This window comes from Streptomyces cellostaticus (genome assembly GCF_001513965.1).
Classification (GTDB): domain Bacteria; phylum Actinomycetota; class Actinomycetes; order Streptomycetales; family Streptomycetaceae; genus Streptomyces; species Streptomyces cellostaticus.
Window position 1 is genome coordinate 335,823 of record NZ_KQ948018.1, and the last position, 17,546, is coordinate 353,368.

Here is a 17,546-nt window from a genome sequence, read left to right on the forward strand (position 1 = left end):
TGAGCGCGAGAAACCACAGACAACCCGCACGCGAAACTCAACGAGGAGATCCCCGTGCCCCAGGACGCTTACGACTACGACGTCCTTGTCATAGGCTCAGGCTTCGGCGGCTCGGTATCCGCCCTGCGCCTGACAGAAAAGGGCTACAAGGTCGGCGTGCTGGAGGCGGGACGCCGCTACACGCGTGAGGCTCTCCCGCGCAACTCCTGGGACCTGAAGAACTACCTGTGGGCTCCCAAGCTCGGCTGCTACGGAATCCAGCGCATCCACCTGCTGGGCAACGTCATGGTGCTGGCGGGCGCAGGCGTCGGCGGCGGCTCGCTCAACTACGCCAACACCCTCTACGTGCCGCCGAAGGCCTTCTTCGACGACCCCCAGTGGCGGGACATCACCGACTGGCAGGAGGAGCTGAAGCCGTACTACGACCAGGCCCAGCGCATGCTCGGCGTGCGGCTCAACCCGACCATGACCCCCTCCGACGTGCACCTGAAGGCGGCGGCACAGCGGATGGGCGTCGGCGACACCTTCCACCTCGCGCCGGTCGGCGTGTTCTTCGGCGACGGCAAGGACGCCGACGGGACGGCCAAGGCCAAGCCGGGCGGGCAGGCGGACGACCCGTACTTCGGCGGGGCCGGTCCGTCCCGCAAGGCCTGCACCGAGTGCGGCGAGTGCATGACCGGCTGCCGGCACGGCGCGAAGAACACCCTCAACGAGAACTACCTGTACCTCGCCGAGAAGGCCGGCGCGGTGGTCCATCCCATGACGACGGTCGTGTCCGTCACGGACGACTCGCGGGGCGGGTACGCGGTGGCGACGCTGCCGACGGACGAGAAGAAGAAGGGCAAGGGGCGGCTCTTCACCGCGCGGAAGGTCGTGATCGCGGCCGGCACCTACGGCACCCAGAGCCTGCTGCACCGCATGAAGGCCGGCGGGCAGCTCCCGTACCTCTCCGCCCGCCTCGGCGACCTGACCCGCACCAACTCCGAGGCGCTGGTCGGCGCGCAGACGGACAACCGCCGCTACCGCAAGGCCACCGGCGAACCGAGGGCCGACTTCACGCGCGGGGTCGCCATCACGTCCTCCGTCCACCCCGACGAGAACACCCACATCGAGCCCGTCCGCTACGGCAAGGGCTCCAACTCGATGGGCGGCCTGTCGATCCTCCAGGTCCCCTACGCCGAGGGCTCCTCGCGCGTCCTGGCCTGGCTGGCGAACGCGGCCCGCCACCCCCTGCTGGTCGCCCGCTCCCTGTCCAACCGGCGCTGGTCGGAGCGGACCATCATCGGCCTGGTGATGCAGTCGCTGGACAACTCGCTGACGACGTACCTGAAGCCCGGCGGCGTCGGCAAGGGCCTGCTCACCGCCCGGCAGGGCCACGGCGCGCCGAACCCCAAGCAGATCAAGGCCGCCTCGGAGGCGGCATCGGCCCTCGCCGCCGAGATCAACGGCTTCGCCGGCAGCAACGTCGGCGAGCTGATGGGCACCCCGCTGACCGCGCACTTCCTCGGCGGCTGCCCCATCGGCGACTCCGCGGAGACCGGCGTGATCGACCCGTACCACCGGCTCTACGGCCACCCCGGCATCTCGGTGGTGGACGGCGCCGCGGTCTCGGCCAACCTGGGTGTGAACCCGTCGCTGACGATCACCGCACAGGCCGAGCGGGCGATGTCGTACTGGCCGAACAAGGACGAGGAGGATCAGCGTCCGGCGCCGGGAGCGGCGTACGAGCGGCTGAAGCCGGTGGAGCCGCGGAACCCGGCGGTCCCCGCGGACGCGTTCGGCGCGCTGAAGCTGCCGTTCCTGGGGATCCCGGCGGTGCCGCCGAAGAAGTAGCCGGACCGGGAAAAGCGACGGGTGACCTGCATCCCCCTCCGAACGCAGGTCACCCGCTTCTTACCGTCTTCTGATCCGGCAGCAGGTTTGATCAGTGAGGACCCCGGACGGTTGCCCCGCCTCGCGGAATTTCCCTGTGAAGTGAGTCACGCACGATGAGCGCGACGAAGGGCCCCGCGGAACTTGAGCCGCGGGGCCCTTCTTTTCGTCAGCACCGACGTCAGGGCAGCGTCGGTGCCTGGAAGCGGCGCCGGGGGGTTGCGCCGCTGGCTCTGTGGCCTCGACCGCAGGCGGACAGGCGGTGGAGCAGTGCCGTTGTCTGCGCGGGGACTTGGGGGCTTCTACGCATCGTGCTGGATGGTGGAGGCATCCGCAACCGTTTGACCCGGCACTGGTGCATTTTTGCAATTTTCCGCCGGTCGGCCCCGGGCGTCCCCGGGGCCGACCGTTCTCTTGGGTGACCGGGCTGCTGTCCCCTGCCGTCCGGTCACTTTCCTGGAGCGAGGTCCCACGACGCACGGCACGACCCGTACGTCTCATCGCTCCAGCGAGCCACGCGTGGTTCTGTCGGGCCCGCCCCTGGCTGGCACGGACAACCGACTCAACGAAGCGTGCGCGGGCCGGTCACGCGCCGTACGGGTGAGACCGGGACCGAACTCAGATGCGACCCCGGCACAGCTCCAGCAGGGTCATCGCGAAGGCGGTGCCCGGCTTGCCGAGGGCCTCGCGGTAGCGGCCGAGGATCTCCATCTCGCGGGAGAGGTGCACGCGCCGGCCGCCCGAGGCGATACGGGTCTCCTGCACGACGGCGGACACGGCCATCCGCTCCTGGATCAGGCCGATGATCCGGTCGTCGAGCGCGTCGATGCGCTCGCGGGCGTCGGCGATGGTCTGTTCCGCGCCGGTGGTCGTCACGGTGGTCATGTCGGGGCTCCTCGGGAGGTGATCGGCGGATGCCCCGGAACGAAAGGCCACGGAAAACGACAGGCGCCCCGGGCCTTGTCGGCCCGGGGCGCCTGGGAAGTCGCTTGGCGTTCGGCTCAAGCAGCACGACCATGGCATCCGGCGGGCCGGTTGCCATAGGTAAAGAAGCGGGTCGTCTGCGTAAGCACGACCTCAGTATGCCACGCCACCTGCACGCCCCAGACAGCCGGACAGGACGGCATACTCCGCCGGTCCGGGGCGGGTGGGGTCGCTTTCCGGGGCCGCATTCCGCCGGCCCGGGTCGGGCGGTGGGTGGGCACAGGTAACGGGGTCCGGGGGCGGAGCCCCCGGGAGGACGGCGAGGTCACCCACGCCCACCCCGGTAGAATCGGTAAACACCAGACCCCGCCCAACCGCCGGAAGGCACCCCGTGTCATCAGCGACCCAGTCTGCCGCCACCCCCGACACCGTCCTGGTCGTCGACTTCGGCGCGCAGTACGCCCAGCTCATCGCCCGTCGCGTCCGCGAGGCGCGGGTCTACAGCGAGATCGTGCCGAGCACCATGCCGGCCCAGGAGATGCTCGCCAAGAACCCCGCGGCGATCATCCTCTCCGGCGGCCCCTCGTCCGTGTACGAGGAGGGCGCCCCCCGCCTCGGCCGCGAGCTCTTCGAGGCCGGCGTCCCCGTCTTCGGCATGTGTTACGGCTTCCAGCTGATGGCACAGGTCCTCGGCGGCACCGTCGACAACACCGGCGCCCGCGAGTACGGCCGTACCGACCTGCACGTCTCCCGCACGTCCTCCACCCTCTTCGAGGGCACCCCGGCCGAGCAGCACGTGTGGATGTCGCACGGCGACGCCTGCTCCGCCGCCCCCGAGGGCTTCACGGTCTCCGCGTCCACGGACGTCGTCCCGGTCGCCGCCTTCGAGAACGACGAGAAGAAGCTCTACGGCGTCCAGTACCACCCCGAGGTCATGCACTCCACGCACGGCCAGCAGGTCCTGGAGCACTTCCTGTACCGCGGCGCGGGCCTGACCCCGTCCTGGACCACCGGCAACGTGATCGAGGAGCAGGTCGCCGCGATCCGCGAGCAGGTCGGCGACAAGCGCGCGATCTGCGGTCTGTCCGGCGGCGTGGACTCCGCCGTCGCCGCCGCCCTCGTCGCCCGCGCCATCGGCGACCAGCTGACCTGCGTGTACGTCGACCACGGCCTGATGCGCAAGGGCGAGACCGAGCAAGTCGAGAAGGACTTCGTGGCCGCGACCGGCGTCAAGCTGGTCGTCGTCGACGCCGAGGAGCGCTTCCTCACCGCGCTCAAGGGCGTCAGCGAGCCCGAGGAGAAGCGGAAGATCATCGGCCGCGAGTTCATCCGCGTCTTCGAGCAGGCGCAGGCCGAGATCATCGCCGACGAGGGCCCGGCCGTGGAGTTCCTGGTCCAGGGCACGCTGTACCCGGACGTGGTCGAGTCCGGCGGCGGCACCGGCACCGCCAACATCAAGTCGCACCACAACGTCGGCGGCCTCCCCGAGGACCTGGAGTTCCAGCTCATCGAGCCGCTCCGCAAGCTGTTCAAGGACGAGGTCCGGATGGTCGGCCAGGAGCTGGGCCTGCCCGAGGAGATCGTCCAGCGCCAGCCCTTCCCGGGCCCCGGCCTCGGCATCCGTATCGTCGGCGAGGTCACCAAGGAGCGCCTGGACCTGCTCCGCGACGCCGACGCCATCGCCCGCGAGGAGCTGACCGCGGCCGGCCTCGACCGGGACATCTGGCAGTGCCCGGTGGTCCTGCTCGCGGACGTCCGCTCGGTCGGCGTCCAGGGCGACGGCCGCACCTACGGCCACCCGATCGTCCTGCGCCCGGTCTCCTCCGAGGACGCCATGACCGCCGACTGGTCGCGGCTGCCGTACGACGTCCTGGCCCGCATCTCGACCCGGATCACCAACGAGGTCCGGGACGTCAACCGCGTCGTCCTCGACGTGACCTCGAAGCCCCCGGGCACCATCGAGTGGGAGTAAGCCTTTTGAGGCTCAGGTCCGCTTGAGGGTCCGCACCGGCTCTCCGGGCTTCCAGACCTGGGTGACCAGGTACTTCTCGTCCTCGACGTAGGTCCGTACGACCTCCGTCAACTCGGTGCGGAAGAGGTGGAACGGCTGCGGCGGTTCCACCTCTTCGACGTATGCCGCCCTGGTCTCGCCGTCCTCGACCTCGAACGCCCGGCCGCTGACCCGCACGTCCCCGCTGCCCACGTCGGCCCCCGGATTCGCCTGGAGCGCGAAGCGCGGGTCGCGCAGCAGGTCCAGAGCCTTCAGGGAGTCCGGCATCATGCCGAGCCACAGCTCTCCGCCCAGGAAACGGACCTCCAGGCCGGACGTGCGGGGGGACCCGTCCCTGCGCAGGGTCGCGAGGACGTGGTGCCGGTAGGCGCCGAAGCGCTCCTCGGCGAACGCTGCCAGTTCGGATGCGGCGGTGGTGAAGGCTGCCCAGTTCATACGCTCCAGTCTCACCGGCAAACCGGACAACCTCTGTCGTGTATTCGCTGCGTACGCCATCTTTACAAAACAGCTCTGCCCTTTTGCGCTGACCGGCGGTAACTTCCGGCTCGTACGGCAATCCCCCCGCTGGAGGACCTATGCACGGGCCCACCCCGCCCCTGCCGCTGCCCACCGACCGGCTGCAGTTCGCCATGCCGCCGATGCACGACTCGGTCGAGGACGAACGCCGGCACCGCAAGGAGCGGCTCGCGGGTGCCCTGCGGATCTTCGGGCGCGCCGGATTCGAGGACGGGGTGTCGGGACACATCACCGCGCGCGACCCCGAGTTCAGCGACTGCTTCTGGGTCAACCCGTTCGGGATGCCGTTCAAGCACGTCACCGTCAGCGACCTCGTCCTCGCCAACCAGGACGGGCAGGTGGTCGAGGGCCGCTACCACGTCAACCAGGCCGCGTTCACCGTGCACGCCCAGGTCCACGCCGCCCGTCCCGACGTCGTCGCCGTCGCCCACTGCCACTCCGTGCACGGCCGGGCCGTCGCCGCACTCGGCGACCTCATCGACCCCATCACCCAGGAGAGCTGCGCCTTCTACGAGGACGTGGCGCTCTACGACGCCTACACCGGCGTCACCGTCGACGCCGAGGAGGGCCGCCGGATCGCCGCAGCGCTCGGCTCCCGCAAGGCGCTCGTGCTGCGCAACCACGGGCCGCTGACCGTCGGCGACTCGGTGGACGCGGCGGCCTGGTGGTTCATGTCCCTGGAGCGGTCCTGCCAGGTGCAGCTGATGGCCAAGGCGGCCGGCCGCCCGGTCCTCATCGACCACAAACAGGCCGTCGCCACCCGCGAACAACTCGGCGGCGACCTGGTGGCCTGGATCAACTACCAGCCGCTGTGGCAGGACATCAGCCGCAGCGAACCGGACCTGCTCAGCTGAACCCTCTGAGCACCGCCGCCTTGGTCATCGCGAACTCCTCTTCCGTGAGCACCCCCTCCCGGTGCAGCTCGCCCAGCTCCCGCAGCCGGCGCAGCAGTACGTCGTGGTGGTCCGCCCGGTGGTGGTCCGCCTGCGCCGGTACGGCGGCCGACGGCCGGTCCCGGAGCGTGGACGCGTCGGCGGTGCGGGCGGAGGGATGCGGCAGCCGGGCGGTGACGGCCGCCGCGACCAGCGCGGTCAGCAGATCGCGCCGGACGCTGCCCCACAGGTCGAGCGTGTAGGGGTCCCGCTCGGGCGGCAGCTTGGAGAACACGGTCTCCCGGGTCACGAACCGCAGGAAGCCGTCCTCGTGGCCGGAGTTGGGCAGCCACTCGACCTGGATCAGGTCGCCGAGGCCGATGATCCGCGGGCCGGTCGCGCGCTTGACCCGGTCGGAGGTGTCGGCCCAGTCGATGCGCACCTGGGCGCCGTCGAAGGAGACCGTGCCGTCGGAGGACCGCACCGAGACCGGCACCGGCGGCCCCGGCAGCAGATAGGCCGCAGTCGGCTCCTTGGGGACCTCGTCGAGCAGCAGCGCGTGCCGGATCTCCTCGGCGACGTACTCGGCGACCCCGGACCGGTCCGCGTCCACGGTCAGCCGGTAGGGATCGGCCGCGTCCGGCAGCCGCCCGCCCGTGGCCTGCAGCAGCGGGTCGGCGCCCTCGCGCAGCCGCATGCGCAGCCGGCCGTGCCTGCGCTCGGGTTCGTAGACGACACCCGAGACCGCTGCGAGGGGTACCGAGACCTCTCCGTACGTCTGCCGGAACAGCGGTACCGAGCGGTGGAGCCCGGGGGTGATCCGGATCGTGCTGCCGTCGAACGCCCAGGTGCCGTCCCGCTGGATGATCTCGGCCATACGGAGATTCTCGCAGCCGGGTCAACACACAGGCCCGAACTTCACCCGCCGTGACCCGGCCCGGCGGACCCGGACGGCTCTGCGTACGGCACAATTCGCTGTCGTCGCAGGGGAGTTGCACGGCAGCGGGACGGCTCGACGACCGAGCCGCCGGCCGTGTCTCGGGTCGTGGGGAAGGCGGGCGTCGGGCGTGGCGGTGCAGGAGGCGAGGCAGGGCACGGCAACGGGTGCCGACGGGGCGCACGCAGGCGGTTGCACGTGTGGGGACTGTCCGCACGGGGCCCGCGAGGGGCACCGGCGGGCCGTCGCCGCGTTCCTGCGCGCACGCGACGAGTTCGCGGCCGGGCTGGGCCTGCCGACGGCCGTGGCGCACTCCGCCTCCGCCTCCCGCCAGTGGGTCTCCGAGGAGCTGACCCAGCAGGCGGAGGAGGTCGCCGAACGCGGCCGTGCGGAGGGCGAGGCGTGGCTCGCCCGCCTGTGGCGGCGCACCGTGTACGTGGTGTGGGGCACGGTCGTCGTCCTGCTGCTCACCGAGTCGCTCACCGCGATCGGCGCGGGCTGGACCAGCGCCCGCACCGCCGCACTGCTCGCCGCGCTCGTCGTCGCGGGCGCGCTGAGCGCCGCCTCCTGGTTCCACCGGGCGCGCGGCGGGGTGCTGGCGCCGGTGATCGGCGAGGACAACCGGATGTCCACCTCCCGCACGGTGGCGGCCGGTTGGGTGCTGGTCGTCGTCTATGCCGTCCTGCTGCTGGCAGGCCGCCTGGCCGCCGCCTCCGAGCATGCCGAGCGCGACGCACTGATCTCCGGTCTCGGCCTCGCGCGCGCGGCCGGCGTGGTGACCGTCCTGGCCGTGGTGTGCGGTATCGCCGTGCTGGTCCGCCGGGTGGTCGGCCTGCGCATCCGCACCCAGCGGCTGCAGAAGGTGCCCGCCCACCGTCCGCGCGCCGCCGACCTGCTGACCGACGACGCCGGCCGGGGTGCCTTCGCCGACCTCCAGTACGTCGTCATCAGCGCCGTCGCCCTGCTGTTCGTCGCCGTACGGCTGGCCCGCCGCCCCGACCGGCTGCCCGACCTGCCCTGGGGGCTCGCGGTCGTGGTGCTGATCTCGGCCGCGACCTACCTGGCCGGCAAGTACGCCGAGGGCGGCCGTCCGGTGATCCTCTCCGTCGTCCGCGCCCGTGAGCCCGGCGACCTGGACGGCCCGATCCGCACCGGCGACGACATCGAGATCCGGGGCACCGGCTTCGTGCCGCCCGGGGCCCAGAGCGCCGACCGCCTCTCCCGCACGGTCGTCCGCATCGGCGCGGTCGACGTCCACGTGCCGCTGGTCCCCGTCACCGGCGGCTTCCGCAACCCGACGGACACCGTCCTGACCGTGCCGGTACCGGCCGAGGTGGAGCCCGGGGCGGTGGAGGTACAGGTCGTCACCGCGGCCGGGGTGGCGACCAACCGGTGCATCGTCGAAGTGACGGAGTGAGCCGAAGTGACGGAGTGAACGGAGCGAGAGGAGAGAACCGGTGAGTGACGGCCACCCCGTCCGGCCGATCCGCGCCCCCATCTGACCCGGCCGCCCCGCTCGTACGAAGAACCGGAAATCCGGAAAGATATCCGGCAGAGGGTTGAACGGTCCCCCGCCGTCATACGTATCGTCATGGAGGGGGCTGGCACGGTGGGCGAGAGGCGGGCTTGAGCGATGACTCACGGCATTCGGACGGACACGCACACCTCCCATCTGAGTGGCCGTAGCGACTGGCGGGACACCGCCACCCGCTACTCCCTCCTTCCGCTCCGCATCTTTCTCGGCGTCACCTTCATCTACGCCGGCCTGGACAAGCTCACCGACAGCGCCTTCATGAAGTCCGGCGGCGCCGGCTCGATCGGCGACACGATGCGCGCGGCCCGCGACTCCTCCGCCATTCCGGCCCTGATCGACCTGGCCCTGAAGAACCCGGTCGGCTTCGGCTACGCCATCGCCCTCGGCGAGCTGGCCGTCGGCATCGGCACCCTGCTCGGCCTGTTCGGCCGCCTGGCCGCCCTCGGCGGCGCACTGATCTCGCTCAGCCTCTGGCTGACCGTGAGCTGGGCCTCCACGCCCTACTACTACGGCAACGACCTCGCCTATCTGATGGCCTGGCTGCCCCTCGTCCTCGCCGGCGCCCCGTACCTCTCCGTGGATGCGGTCCTGCGCGCGCGGCGACGACAGCGCAGCGGCGGCTACCGCTAGCCGTCCAGGGTGCTGCGCCCCAGCCGCTTTTTGCCGCTCCGTCTGCGTATGCCCCGCGTCACGGTCGCGGTGGCACCCGCCAGGCAGAGCCCGCCCACCACGAGCGGGACGATCACGAACCACGGGGTGTCCCAGAGGCCCGCCGCATCACCGGCGTAGACGGTGCCGGCGGCGGCGAAGACGAGGCCGGCGACCAGCCTTCCGGGCTGGAACTCATGACGCAGCACGGCTGACCTCCACCTGTCCGACGCCCACCCGGAGACCGATCTCCAGCCTGCCGGTGTCCTTGCCGCCCTTGACCGGCGACAGCGTCACGCTCTGGTGCCTGCCCGGCTTCACGTCCACGTCCTTCCTGTTGTCGCCGGGCAACTGGATGTCGCCCATCCCCACGTCGATACTCATCTGCACCGTCGCGTCCGTCGGCACGATCACCTTCAGCTGCCCCGCACCCACCTCGGCGTGTGTGGTCACCGTCTGTCCACCGGCGAGCTGCACGCGGGTCAGGTCCAGGGTGCCGACGCCGGAACCGAGGTCGTACGCGGGCTGCACGTCCGCCATCGCGGCCGGCTGCCAGGACGCCCGCTTCCAGTGGGTCGTGATGTCCTTGGGCAGGGCCGTCGCTCCCGCGAGCAGCGCCGCCGTGACGATCGCCAGGAACACCATCCTGGCTCCCGTCCGCCCCAGGAACGCGCTGAGCGCGATGCCCAGGCCGAGGACCGCGAGCGCTGAGGCCAGGCCGGCCTGCAGGCTGGTGCCCAGCGGGTGGGTCTCCCAGGTCAGCCCGGCGCCCAGGCCCCCGGCCAGCAGGGCGAGCAGGAACACCCAGCCGCCGATCCAGCGCGGGCCGCGGGGTATGGGGGGCTCGGTGCGCGAGGGACGCAGAGAGCTGCTGTGCGTCCAGGGGGTGGCGACACCGACGTCGACGGCCGAGACGAGGTCCCGGTTGCGGGCGTCGCCGGGGCCCCACAGATAGCCGGTGCCCCCGACGTGGGTGCCGTCCTTGACGATCGGGTCCCGCCACCACGAGGGGTAGTAGGTGGCGACCGGCGGCGCCTGTGCCTCCGGCGGGGCATCGGCGGCGGCCTGCGCGGCGAGCGGGTCCGGGCCGTGGGCGCCGCGGCGCCGCGACCAGTACCCGGAGCCGGCCAGCAACAGGGAGAGCACCACGGCGAAGGTCAGCACCCCGCCGTTCTTCAGCATGGTCAGGAAGATCCCGCAGCCGACCAGGGCGAACATCACGGCCGCCAGGGCGTGGCCGTCGACCCGGCCGGTCAGCAGCTTGCGGACCTCGTTCTCCTCTTCCTCCTCGTACGGCACGAGGAGCCAGGCGAACCCGTAGAAGAGGAGTCCGATGCCGCCGGTCGCGGCCAGCACGGCCAGGGTGATCCGGAAGATCACCGGGTCCATCTCGGTCTGCCGCCCGAGCCCGGCACACACCCCGGCGATCATCTTGTGCCGGCGGTCGCGCCGGAAGCGGTGGGGGGCCTCGGCGGTGTTCTCTTGCTCTGTCTTCCCCGTCTTCCCCGTCTTCTCTTCTGTCTTCTCTGTACCGGCTGTACCGGCGCCGGCGGTTCCCGTCGCTCCCGTCGGCTCCGTCCTGCCTGTATTTCCCGTCGCGGCGGGCGCGGCATCCGTCGGTCCGGTGCCCGGGGCCGGGCGCGGGCCGGGGCCGGGTCCCGGACCCGTCGCGGCGTGCTCGTGATCCGTCATGCGTCCATGGTGACGGCCCGGTGGCCTCGACGGCAGTCGGGATGACCCTGGGCGAACCCTGAGATCTTCCCTGAGGCGGGGCCGGGAGGCGTTCGAGCCCTGGCCGACGGCCGTTTGCGGACAGGCGATCGGGCAGGTGAGGGGAGAGACGAGGGAAGATCAGGGGAGTCTCGGGGGTGGACCCTGATGCCCCGTACCCGCGGCCATGTGACCATCGATGGCATGCCGGAAGCCGCATCACTGCCACTCGACGACCCGCAGCCGCCCCGCAAGCTCTACCGCAGCAGCGACGGCCGCTGGCTCGGTGGAGTGGCGCGGGGGCTCGCCGGGCACCTCGGGCTGCCTGTGATCTGGGTCCGGCTCGCCTTCGTCGGCCTGTTCATGGCCAACGGACTCGGAGCGCTGCTGTACGCCGCGTTCTGGTTCTTCGTCCCGCTCGGCGTCGGCGGCGTCGGCGACCACAAGCCGCCGTCGCTGGTCGGCACCGAGACCTCACCGGAAGGCCGCCGCAGACTGGTGGCCCGCAAGCCGGACAAGGGCCAGATCGTCGCCCTGCTCCTCATGGTCATCGTGTCCATGGTCTTCGTGGGCAGCGTCAACCTGACCAGCGCGGCGAAGGCGTACCTGCTGCCCGCCGTCCTGGTTGCGGCTGGTGTCGCCCTCGTCTGGCGCCAGGCGGACAACGCCCGCCGGGCCCGCTGGGTGGAGGTCGGCAGCCGGCGGCGCACGCTCAGCCTGCTGCGGGCGGGCGTCGGCGTCCTGCTGGTCACGGCCGGTGTTTCGGCCATCTTCGTCATGCAGGGCTCGGCCGCTCACCTCGGCGCGGTCCTCCAGGCCGCGCTCGCCGTCCTCGTCGGCATCACGCTGCTGGCCGGCCCCTACCTGGTCCGGATGACCCAGGACCTGTCCGAGGAGCGCCTGATGCGCATCCGCGCCCAGGAGCGCGCCGAGGTCGCCGCCCATGTCCACGACTCCGTGCTGCACACCCTCACCCTGATCCAGCGCAACGCCGACAACGCGAACGAGGTGCGCCGCCTGGCCCGCGCCCAGGAGCGCGACCTGCGTACCTGGCTGTACAAGCCCGAGGGCACCGGCAAGGACGAGGCCGACGAGCCGGACACGGTCGCCGAGGCGGTGCGGCGCAACGCCGCGGAGGTCGAGGACAAGCACGGTGTGCCCATCGAGGTGGTCGTGGTCGGCGACTGCCCGCTCGACGAGCGGACCGCTGCGCAGATGCAGGCCGCGCGCGAGGCGATGGTGAACGCCGCCAAGTACGGTGGCGAGGGCGGTGCCGTGCAGGTCTATGCCGAAGTCGAGGGAAAGACGGTCTTCGTGTCCGTCCGCGACCGCGGCCCGGGCTTCGACCTCGACTCGATACCCGACGACCGCATGGGCGTTAGAGAATCGATCATCGGCCGTATGGAACGCCACGGCGGTACGGCCCGACTGCGGACGGTGCCGGGCGGTGGCACGGAGGTCGAGCTGGAGATGGAGAGGGCGGAGAAGACGTCATGAGCGACGCGATCGAGGCGAACGGTACGGCGGGAGCGGTGGAGGCGGCCGGGTCCGGACCTGCCGCCAGTAGCGGCCCGGGCGGGCGCCATGTGCGGGTGGTGCTCGTCGACGACCACCGTATGTTCCGCACGGGAGTCCAGGCCGAGATCGGGCAGACCGCCCAGACCGGCGTCGAGGTGGTCGGCGAGGCCGCGGACGTCGACCAGGCGGTCACGGTCATCACCGCGACCCGGCCCGAGGTGGTCCTCCTCGACGTGCACCTGCCGGGTGGCGGCGGGGGCGAAGTGCTGCGCCGGTGCGCGGCGTTGATGGCGGACGCCGAGCGGCCCGTCCGCTTCCTCGCGCTGTCCGTTTCGGACGCCGCGGAGGACGTGATCGGCGTGATCCGCGGCGGCGCCCGCGGCTATGTCACCAAGACCATCACCGGCACCGACCTGGTCGACTCGATCTTCCGCGTCCAGGAGGGCGACGCCGTCTTCTCGCCGCGCCTGGCCGGGTTCGTCCTGGACGCCTTCGCATCCACCGACGCCCCACCGGTCGACGAGGACCTGGACCGCCTCACCCAGCGGGAGCGCGAGGTGCTGCGGCTCATCGCCCGCGGCTACGCCTACAAGGAGATCGCCAAGCAGCTGTTCATCTCGGTGAAGACGGTCGAGTCCCATGTCTCGGCGGTCCTGCGCAAGCTCCAGCTCTCCAACCGCCATGAGCTGACGCGCTGGGCGACGGCCCGCCGCCTGGTCTGATCCGACTCCGACGGCGCCCTCACGCCACCCGGGTGGCTCCCGCGAACGGCATCAGGCCGATGGGGGCCAGACGGACCGGCGCCGACGGGTTCGGGGCGTGGATCATCTGGCCGCCGCCGATGTAGATGCCGACGTGGCTGATGCCGGAGTAGAAGAACACCAGGTCGCCGGGCTGGAGTTCTGCGCGGGAAACGCGTCGGCCCGCGTTGATCTGGGCATAGGTGGTGCGCGGCAGGGAGATGCCGGCGGAGCGGTAGGCCGCCTGCGCAAGGCCCGAGCAGTCGAAGGCGTCAGGGCCGGTCGCGCCCCATACGTAGGGGCTGCCGAGCTTCTGGTAGGCGTAGGCGACGGCAGCCGCCGCCCGGGCGTTGGGGGCGGTGGTGGACCCGGGCTGCTCCAGGTCCGCCCGGGGGGCCGAGGCCGACCGCGAGGCGTGGCCCGGTGCTGTTCCGTCGGCGGTGACCTGCGCCCGCTCCGGCGGAGTGAGCCGTGCCAGCAGCCTGCGTGCCTCCGTCAGCTTCCCGGTGATGGTCTGCTTCTGTCGCTTCAGCTCCGCCTGCCGCGACCGCAGCGACGTCAGCTCGAGGCGGGCGGCGCCGCGCAACTGCTCGATCTCCCGAAGCTGTTCGCGTACCCGCGCCACCGCCCCGGCCTGCCGCTCGCCGGCCCGCTCCGCGAACGCGGCCCCGTCCAGGTAGCGGTCCGGATCGCTGGACAGCGCGAGCTGCCAGGCGGGGTCGATACCGCCCTGGCGGTACTGCGCCGCCGCGAACGAACCCAGCGCGTTCCGGGCCGTGTTGAGCTTGTCCTGCTTGCGGGCGGTCTCGTCCCGCAGCGAGTTCAGCCGCCGCTGGGCCGTATCCGCCTTCTCCTTCGCGCCGTTGTACTTCTCGGTGGCGGCCTCCGCCTCCTGGTACAGCTTGTCCACCTTGGTCTTCACCTGGGCCGGCGTCAGCTCCGGCTCGGCGTGTCCCGTCCCGTCGAAGGCCGTCGCGCCGGCCACGCCCGCCAGGGCGAGGGTGGCGGCCGTGCGGGCGGAGTTGCCGCTGAGCGAGCGCTGTCGGGGCTTGCGGTGCGCTGCCACCTGGACCGTCACGTCCTTCCGTAGGACTTCTGCGACCGAGTGGTCGGTGCATCCGGCGGCGGCCCGCACAGGGGGAGTGGGCCGCCGCCGGACCTTTCTCGGCGGTGGTGGCCGACTGCCGCCCCTGGCCCGGGCGGCGTTGGGGAGCCGGTCACCCGGAGGAGGACGCTAGGCCTGGCGGTGACGGATGGGTAACGCACTGTACGGAACTGGCTGTGACGGATCGGGCCGTGACGCCATGTGACCGCATCGCGAGGCTGGTGTCGTCGTCTTCACGCAGCGTAGTGACCGATGTGCGGAATGCGGGACCCAGGGGAGCCGCGGGGTGCTATGGGGCGCATATATGCACGTTCCATCCATGCCGTGGGTGGGCCCGGTGACCGGAGCCCCCGGAGCCCCTCATTAGGCTCCGGGCTCATGGACGTACTCATCCATCTCTTCGTCGGCCTGCACATCATCGGCATCGCGGCGCTGCTCGGCGGTTTCCTCACCCAGATGAAGGCGATGGGCCAGGGCACGGCCCGCTTCGTCCCCGGGATGCTGCACGGCGCGCTCACCATGCTGGTCACCGGTGTCGCCCTGGTCGGCCTCAACCAGGCCGACGACCACCACGTCAACACCATCAAGATCGGCGTGAAGCTGGCCCTGCTGATCGTGATCCTCGGGCTGGTCTATGTGCAGCGCGACGAGGAGAAGGTGGACAAGCGCCTCTTCGGGCTGGTCGGCCTGCTGACCACGGCGAACATCTTCATCGCCGTGCTGTGGACGTGACGTTCAGCGGGCTCGGCTGATCCCGGCGCGGGCTGCGAGCGCCGCGCCGGCCGCGACCACGAGCCACACCGCCACCCACACCAGCACCCGCCCCGGCTCCTTCAGTCCTTCGGCCCCGACGGTGGCCGCGACCGACAGCGTGGCCGCCGCCGTCATCCCCATCGGGAACACCGTCGCCCAGCGCCGCATGTCGTAGCGCAGCCGCGGCCGGGCCGCCTCGGCGGCCAGCAGCACCACGCACCAGGCCAGGTCCAGCACGAGCAGCGCGACCGTGACGGTGCGCAGCACACTGCTGCCGTCGTCGTTCCACAGGTACAGGCGCACGCTGTCGGCGGAGAGCAGCTTCGCCCCGGCCAGCGCCGAGATGGCGAGAGCCCCGCCCGCGATCCAGTGGTCCCCGGCGCCCTCGAAGACCTGCCGTGGGTCGAAGCGCGCCAGAGCGAGGCCGTAGAGCACCAGGCCCAGCCAGAACAGCACCAGCGCGGCGTGCGCGAGCCATGCCGTGGCCCCGGCCGCGGCCAGGGTGGCCGCCAGCACCGCGAGCCCCTGTGTGGCCACACAACACAGGAACACCGCTCCCGGCATGCGTGGCTGCCAGTGCCGTACGACGAGGTACAGCAGGGCCGGCCAGAGCAGCGCCGCCAGGGCCAGCGACGCCTGCGCGAGGTGCTGCCAGCCGAGCTCCGAGATCCGGGTGGCGAGCACCGTCGTGGCGGCGACGGCGGTGAGCGCGCCCGGGCTCCGTGCCTCGGCGACCCACTGCTCCCGCTGCCCCGCCAGCCGTACGACGAAATCGCGGCGAGCGCCACCCAGGCGACGGAGGCCAGCCCCAGGAAGACCCGGGACAACGTCTCGGCGCCCGTCAGGTGCAGGCTCACCGACACGACGCCGGTCGCCATGACGGCGGCCCCTGCCGACGGCGGACGCCCCGCCCACCACGCACGCAGAGCCGGGATGCCGGGCATGCGCCCGATGCCAGGGCCTGTCCGGCGGATCAGGCCGGCTCCAGGCCCGGTGCCTCATCAGCACGGGTGAGGGGACGATGGGGATGCCCCCGCGCGAGCAGATTCGAGCGTGGGGGAGCGTGCAGCTGCAAGCCGGAGGAGGGCACGCGCGCGTGGGGGCGCGAAAAGAGCAGGGGTCAGGCGGGCCGCACCACGCTGTGGATGATCGATTCGCCCCCGTAAAAGACGGACTCCTCGCGGACGTACGCGCCGGGCTGCGGGGCGTGGATCATCATGCCGTCGCCGGTGCAGAGGCCGACATGGCCGCTGTCGCCGTGGAAGAAGACCAGGTCACCGGGCCGGACATCGGCGAGGGGGACCGGGGTGCCCGCGTAGGCCTGGTCGTGGCCGGTGCGCGGGAGGGTGACGCCGGCGGCCTTCCAGGCGGCCTGGGTCAGGCCGGCGCAGTCGTAGGAGCCGGGGCCGCTGGCACCGCACACGTACGGCTTGCCGATCTGGGCGCGGGCGAAGGCGACCGCCTTGTCGGCCCGAGTGGCATACGAGCCGGCGGATCCGGTGGACGACGACCCGGTCTCGTGCTGTGCCGGTACCTGCTGCCGCGCCGGCTCGGCCGCCTGCCGCGCGGCCTCCTCCCGGTTCCGCTGCTCGATCGCGGCCAGCCGCGCGTTCTCCTGGGCCGTCAGCCGTGACAGCAGCTCGCGCGCGGTGGTGAGCTTCTTCTGCACCCTCGCCTTGGCCGACTTCACGTCGTACGGCGACGCGGCCGGTGCCTCGGGGGCCGCGGTGGGCTTCCCCCGCTCGGTGGCACCCTTCACACGCGAGGCAAGCCGGTTCATCACCCGCTGCGGGGCGAAGTGGTCCTGCGGATACTCCGCGAGGAGGTCGGCGGTGTCCGGGGCGGCGGCCAGCGAACCCAGCCCCTCACGGGCCTTGGCGAGTCGGCCCGGGCGCCGGGCACTCTCCTCGCCCAGTGCGTCCCGCCGCCCCTGCTGCCTGTCCGCCGGCTCCTCCTCCGCCGCCGGATCCGCCCGGCGGTAGAACTCGTCGACCTTCTTCTCGATCTCCTCCAGGCTCGGCCGGCCGTCGACGGCGGGTGCGGCCTCGGCCGTCTGGGACAGGACGGCCACGGAGGTGAGGGCGGCGGTGGCGAGGGCGGGGGTGCGGATGCCCGGTCCGCGGGTTCCGCCGGAGCCCGGCTTGCGGTGCGACGCCAAGGGAGGCGACTCCTTCCAATGTGCCGCCTACCGGGTTAGCTGTCGGGTTCGGGCGGATGGTTCGGAAGGGTTGCCCTACGGCGTCGTCCCGGGCGGGAGTCGGCCGATTCACCCCAGGATCGGTGGGTCCCCGGCTCCGGCGGCCGCGCGGGGGCGCACCGGACTCGGCGGAGGCCGCGCGGCCCGGCGAGGTTCGCCGGAAGGGGTCGTGCGGCCTGACCGCAACCTAGCCAACTCGTGTGACTCCT

At 71.9% G+C, this 17,546-nt stretch carries 15 protein-coding genes, 1 pseudogene and 1 riboswitch; of the genes and pseudogenes, 8 read left to right on the forward strand and 8 right to left on the reverse strand.

What is annotated here, in order from left to right; genetic code table 11:
- Window positions 1-54 precede the first annotated feature (54 nt).
- Window positions 55-1,833 carry a GMC family oxidoreductase gene (locus tag AQI88_RS11145; RefSeq protein WP_066995854.1) on the forward strand — a complete coding sequence of 593 codons (1,779 nt, stop codon included), beginning with the start codon at window positions 55-57 and terminating at the stop codon, window positions 1,831-1,833.
- Between the two features lie 657 nt (window positions 1,834-2,490).
- Here the strand turns inward: AQI88_RS11145 and AQI88_RS11150 are convergent.
- Window positions 2,491-2,757 (reverse strand): chorismate mutase, encoded by a 267-nt coding sequence (locus AQI88_RS11150; protein WP_066995858.1) that lies wholly within the window; start codon window positions 2,755-2,757, stop codon window positions 2,491-2,493.
- A 430-nt stretch (window positions 2,758-3,187) separates the two neighbouring features.
- On the opposite strand from AQI88_RS11150, the gene guaA reads away from it, so the two are divergent.
- Window positions 3,188-4,768: a glutamine-hydrolyzing GMP synthase gene (gene guaA / locus AQI88_RS11155; RefSeq protein ID WP_066995861.1), complete on the forward strand. Its 1,581-nt coding sequence runs from the start codon at window positions 3,188-3,190 to the stop codon at window positions 4,766-4,768.
- Window positions 4,769-4,780: 12 nt separating this feature from the next.
- Here the strand turns inward: guaA and AQI88_RS11160 are convergent, their stop codons facing one another.
- Window positions 4,781-5,242 (reverse strand): pyridoxamine 5'-phosphate oxidase family protein, encoded by a 462-nt coding sequence (locus AQI88_RS11160; RefSeq protein ID WP_066995864.1) that lies wholly within the window; start codon window positions 5,240-5,242, stop codon window positions 4,781-4,783.
- A gap of 140 nt (window positions 5,243-5,382) precedes the next feature.
- Between AQI88_RS11160 and AQI88_RS11165 the strand changes: the two genes are divergently transcribed.
- On the forward strand, window positions 5,383-6,177 hold the full coding sequence (locus AQI88_RS11165; protein WP_066995868.1) for a class II aldolase/adducin family protein: 795 nt from the start codon (window positions 5,383-5,385) through the stop codon (window positions 6,175-6,177).
- Here AQI88_RS11165 and AQI88_RS11170 read toward each other — a convergent pair.
- Entirely contained in the window at window positions 6,170-7,072 is a 903-nt protein-coding gene (locus AQI88_RS11170) for a DUF4429 domain-containing protein (protein ID WP_066995871.1), read from the reverse strand. The two genes, AQI88_RS11165 and AQI88_RS11170, sit on opposite strands and share 8 nt — an antisense overlap.
- Before the next feature lie 190 nt (window positions 7,073-7,262).
- On the opposite strand from AQI88_RS11170, the gene AQI88_RS11175 reads away from it, so the two are divergent.
- Window positions 7,263-8,549 (forward strand): hypothetical protein, encoded by a 1,287-nt coding sequence (locus AQI88_RS11175; RefSeq protein ID WP_066995874.1) that lies wholly within the window; start codon window positions 7,263-7,265, stop codon window positions 8,547-8,549.
- A gap of 216 nt (window positions 8,550-8,765) precedes the next feature.
- The gene (locus AQI88_RS11180) at window positions 8,766-9,296 is read left to right on the forward strand and encodes a DoxX family protein (RefSeq protein ID WP_066995877.1); all 531 of its coding nucleotides are present in this window, start codon (window positions 8,766-8,768) and stop codon (window positions 9,294-9,296) included.
- Here AQI88_RS11180 and AQI88_RS11185 read toward each other — a convergent pair.
- Together AQI88_RS11185 and AQI88_RS11190 are read right to left on the reverse strand one after the other, a co-directional pair.
- Window positions 9,293-9,523 carry a hypothetical protein gene (locus AQI88_RS11185; RefSeq protein WP_066995880.1) on the reverse strand — a complete coding sequence of 77 codons (231 nt, stop codon included), beginning with the start codon at window positions 9,521-9,523 and terminating at the stop codon, window positions 9,293-9,295. The genes AQI88_RS11180 and AQI88_RS11185 overlap by 4 nt on opposite strands.
- On the reverse strand, window positions 9,510-11,006 hold the full coding sequence (locus tag AQI88_RS11190; protein WP_079057512.1) for a PspC domain-containing protein: 1,497 nt from the start codon (window positions 11,004-11,006) through the stop codon (window positions 9,510-9,512). Before AQI88_RS11190 ends, AQI88_RS11185 begins: the two co-directional genes overlap by 14 nt.
- Window positions 11,007-11,228: 222 nt before the next feature.
- On the opposite strand from AQI88_RS11190, the gene AQI88_RS11195 reads away from it, so the two are divergent.
- Window positions 11,229-12,521, forward strand: a complete 1,293-nt coding sequence (locus AQI88_RS11195; protein ID WP_066996129.1) for an ATP-binding protein — start codon at window positions 11,229-11,231, stop codon at window positions 12,519-12,521.
- Window positions 12,518-13,264: a LuxR C-terminal-related transcriptional regulator gene (locus AQI88_RS11200; protein ID WP_066995888.1), complete on the forward strand. Its 747-nt coding sequence runs from the start codon at window positions 12,518-12,520 to the stop codon at window positions 13,262-13,264. The genes AQI88_RS11195 and AQI88_RS11200 overlap by 4 nt, the downstream gene beginning before the upstream one ends.
- Before the next feature lie 19 nt (window positions 13,265-13,283).
- Here AQI88_RS11200 and AQI88_RS11205 read toward each other — a convergent pair whose 3' ends face one another.
- Window positions 13,284-14,348 carry a C40 family peptidase gene (locus tag AQI88_RS11205; RefSeq protein WP_066996132.1) on the reverse strand — a complete coding sequence of 355 codons (1,065 nt, stop codon included), beginning with the start codon at window positions 14,346-14,348 and terminating at the stop codon, window positions 13,284-13,286.
- 417 nt (window positions 14,349-14,765) lie between these two features.
- Between AQI88_RS11205 and AQI88_RS11210 the strand changes: the two genes are divergently transcribed.
- Window positions 14,766-15,119, forward strand: coding sequence for a hypothetical protein (locus AQI88_RS11210; protein ID WP_066995890.1), 354 nt, complete (start codon window positions 14,766-14,768; stop codon window positions 15,117-15,119).
- A 3-nt stretch (window positions 15,120-15,122) separates the two neighbouring features.
- Here the strand turns inward: AQI88_RS11210 and AQI88_RS11215 are convergent.
- Window positions 15,123-16,084: pseudogene (locus AQI88_RS11215) on the reverse strand (tellurite resistance/C4-dicarboxylate transporter family protein).
- Between the two features lie 176 nt (window positions 16,085-16,260).
- Window positions 16,261-17,298 (reverse strand): C40 family peptidase, encoded by a 1,038-nt coding sequence (locus tag AQI88_RS11220; RefSeq protein ID WP_066995893.1) that lies wholly within the window; start codon window positions 17,296-17,298, stop codon window positions 16,261-16,263.
- 8 nt (window positions 17,299-17,306) lie between these two features.
- Window positions 17,307-17,478: riboswitch (cyclic di-AMP (ydaO/yuaA leader) on the reverse strand.
- Between the last annotated feature and the right edge of the window lie 68 nt (window positions 17,479-17,546).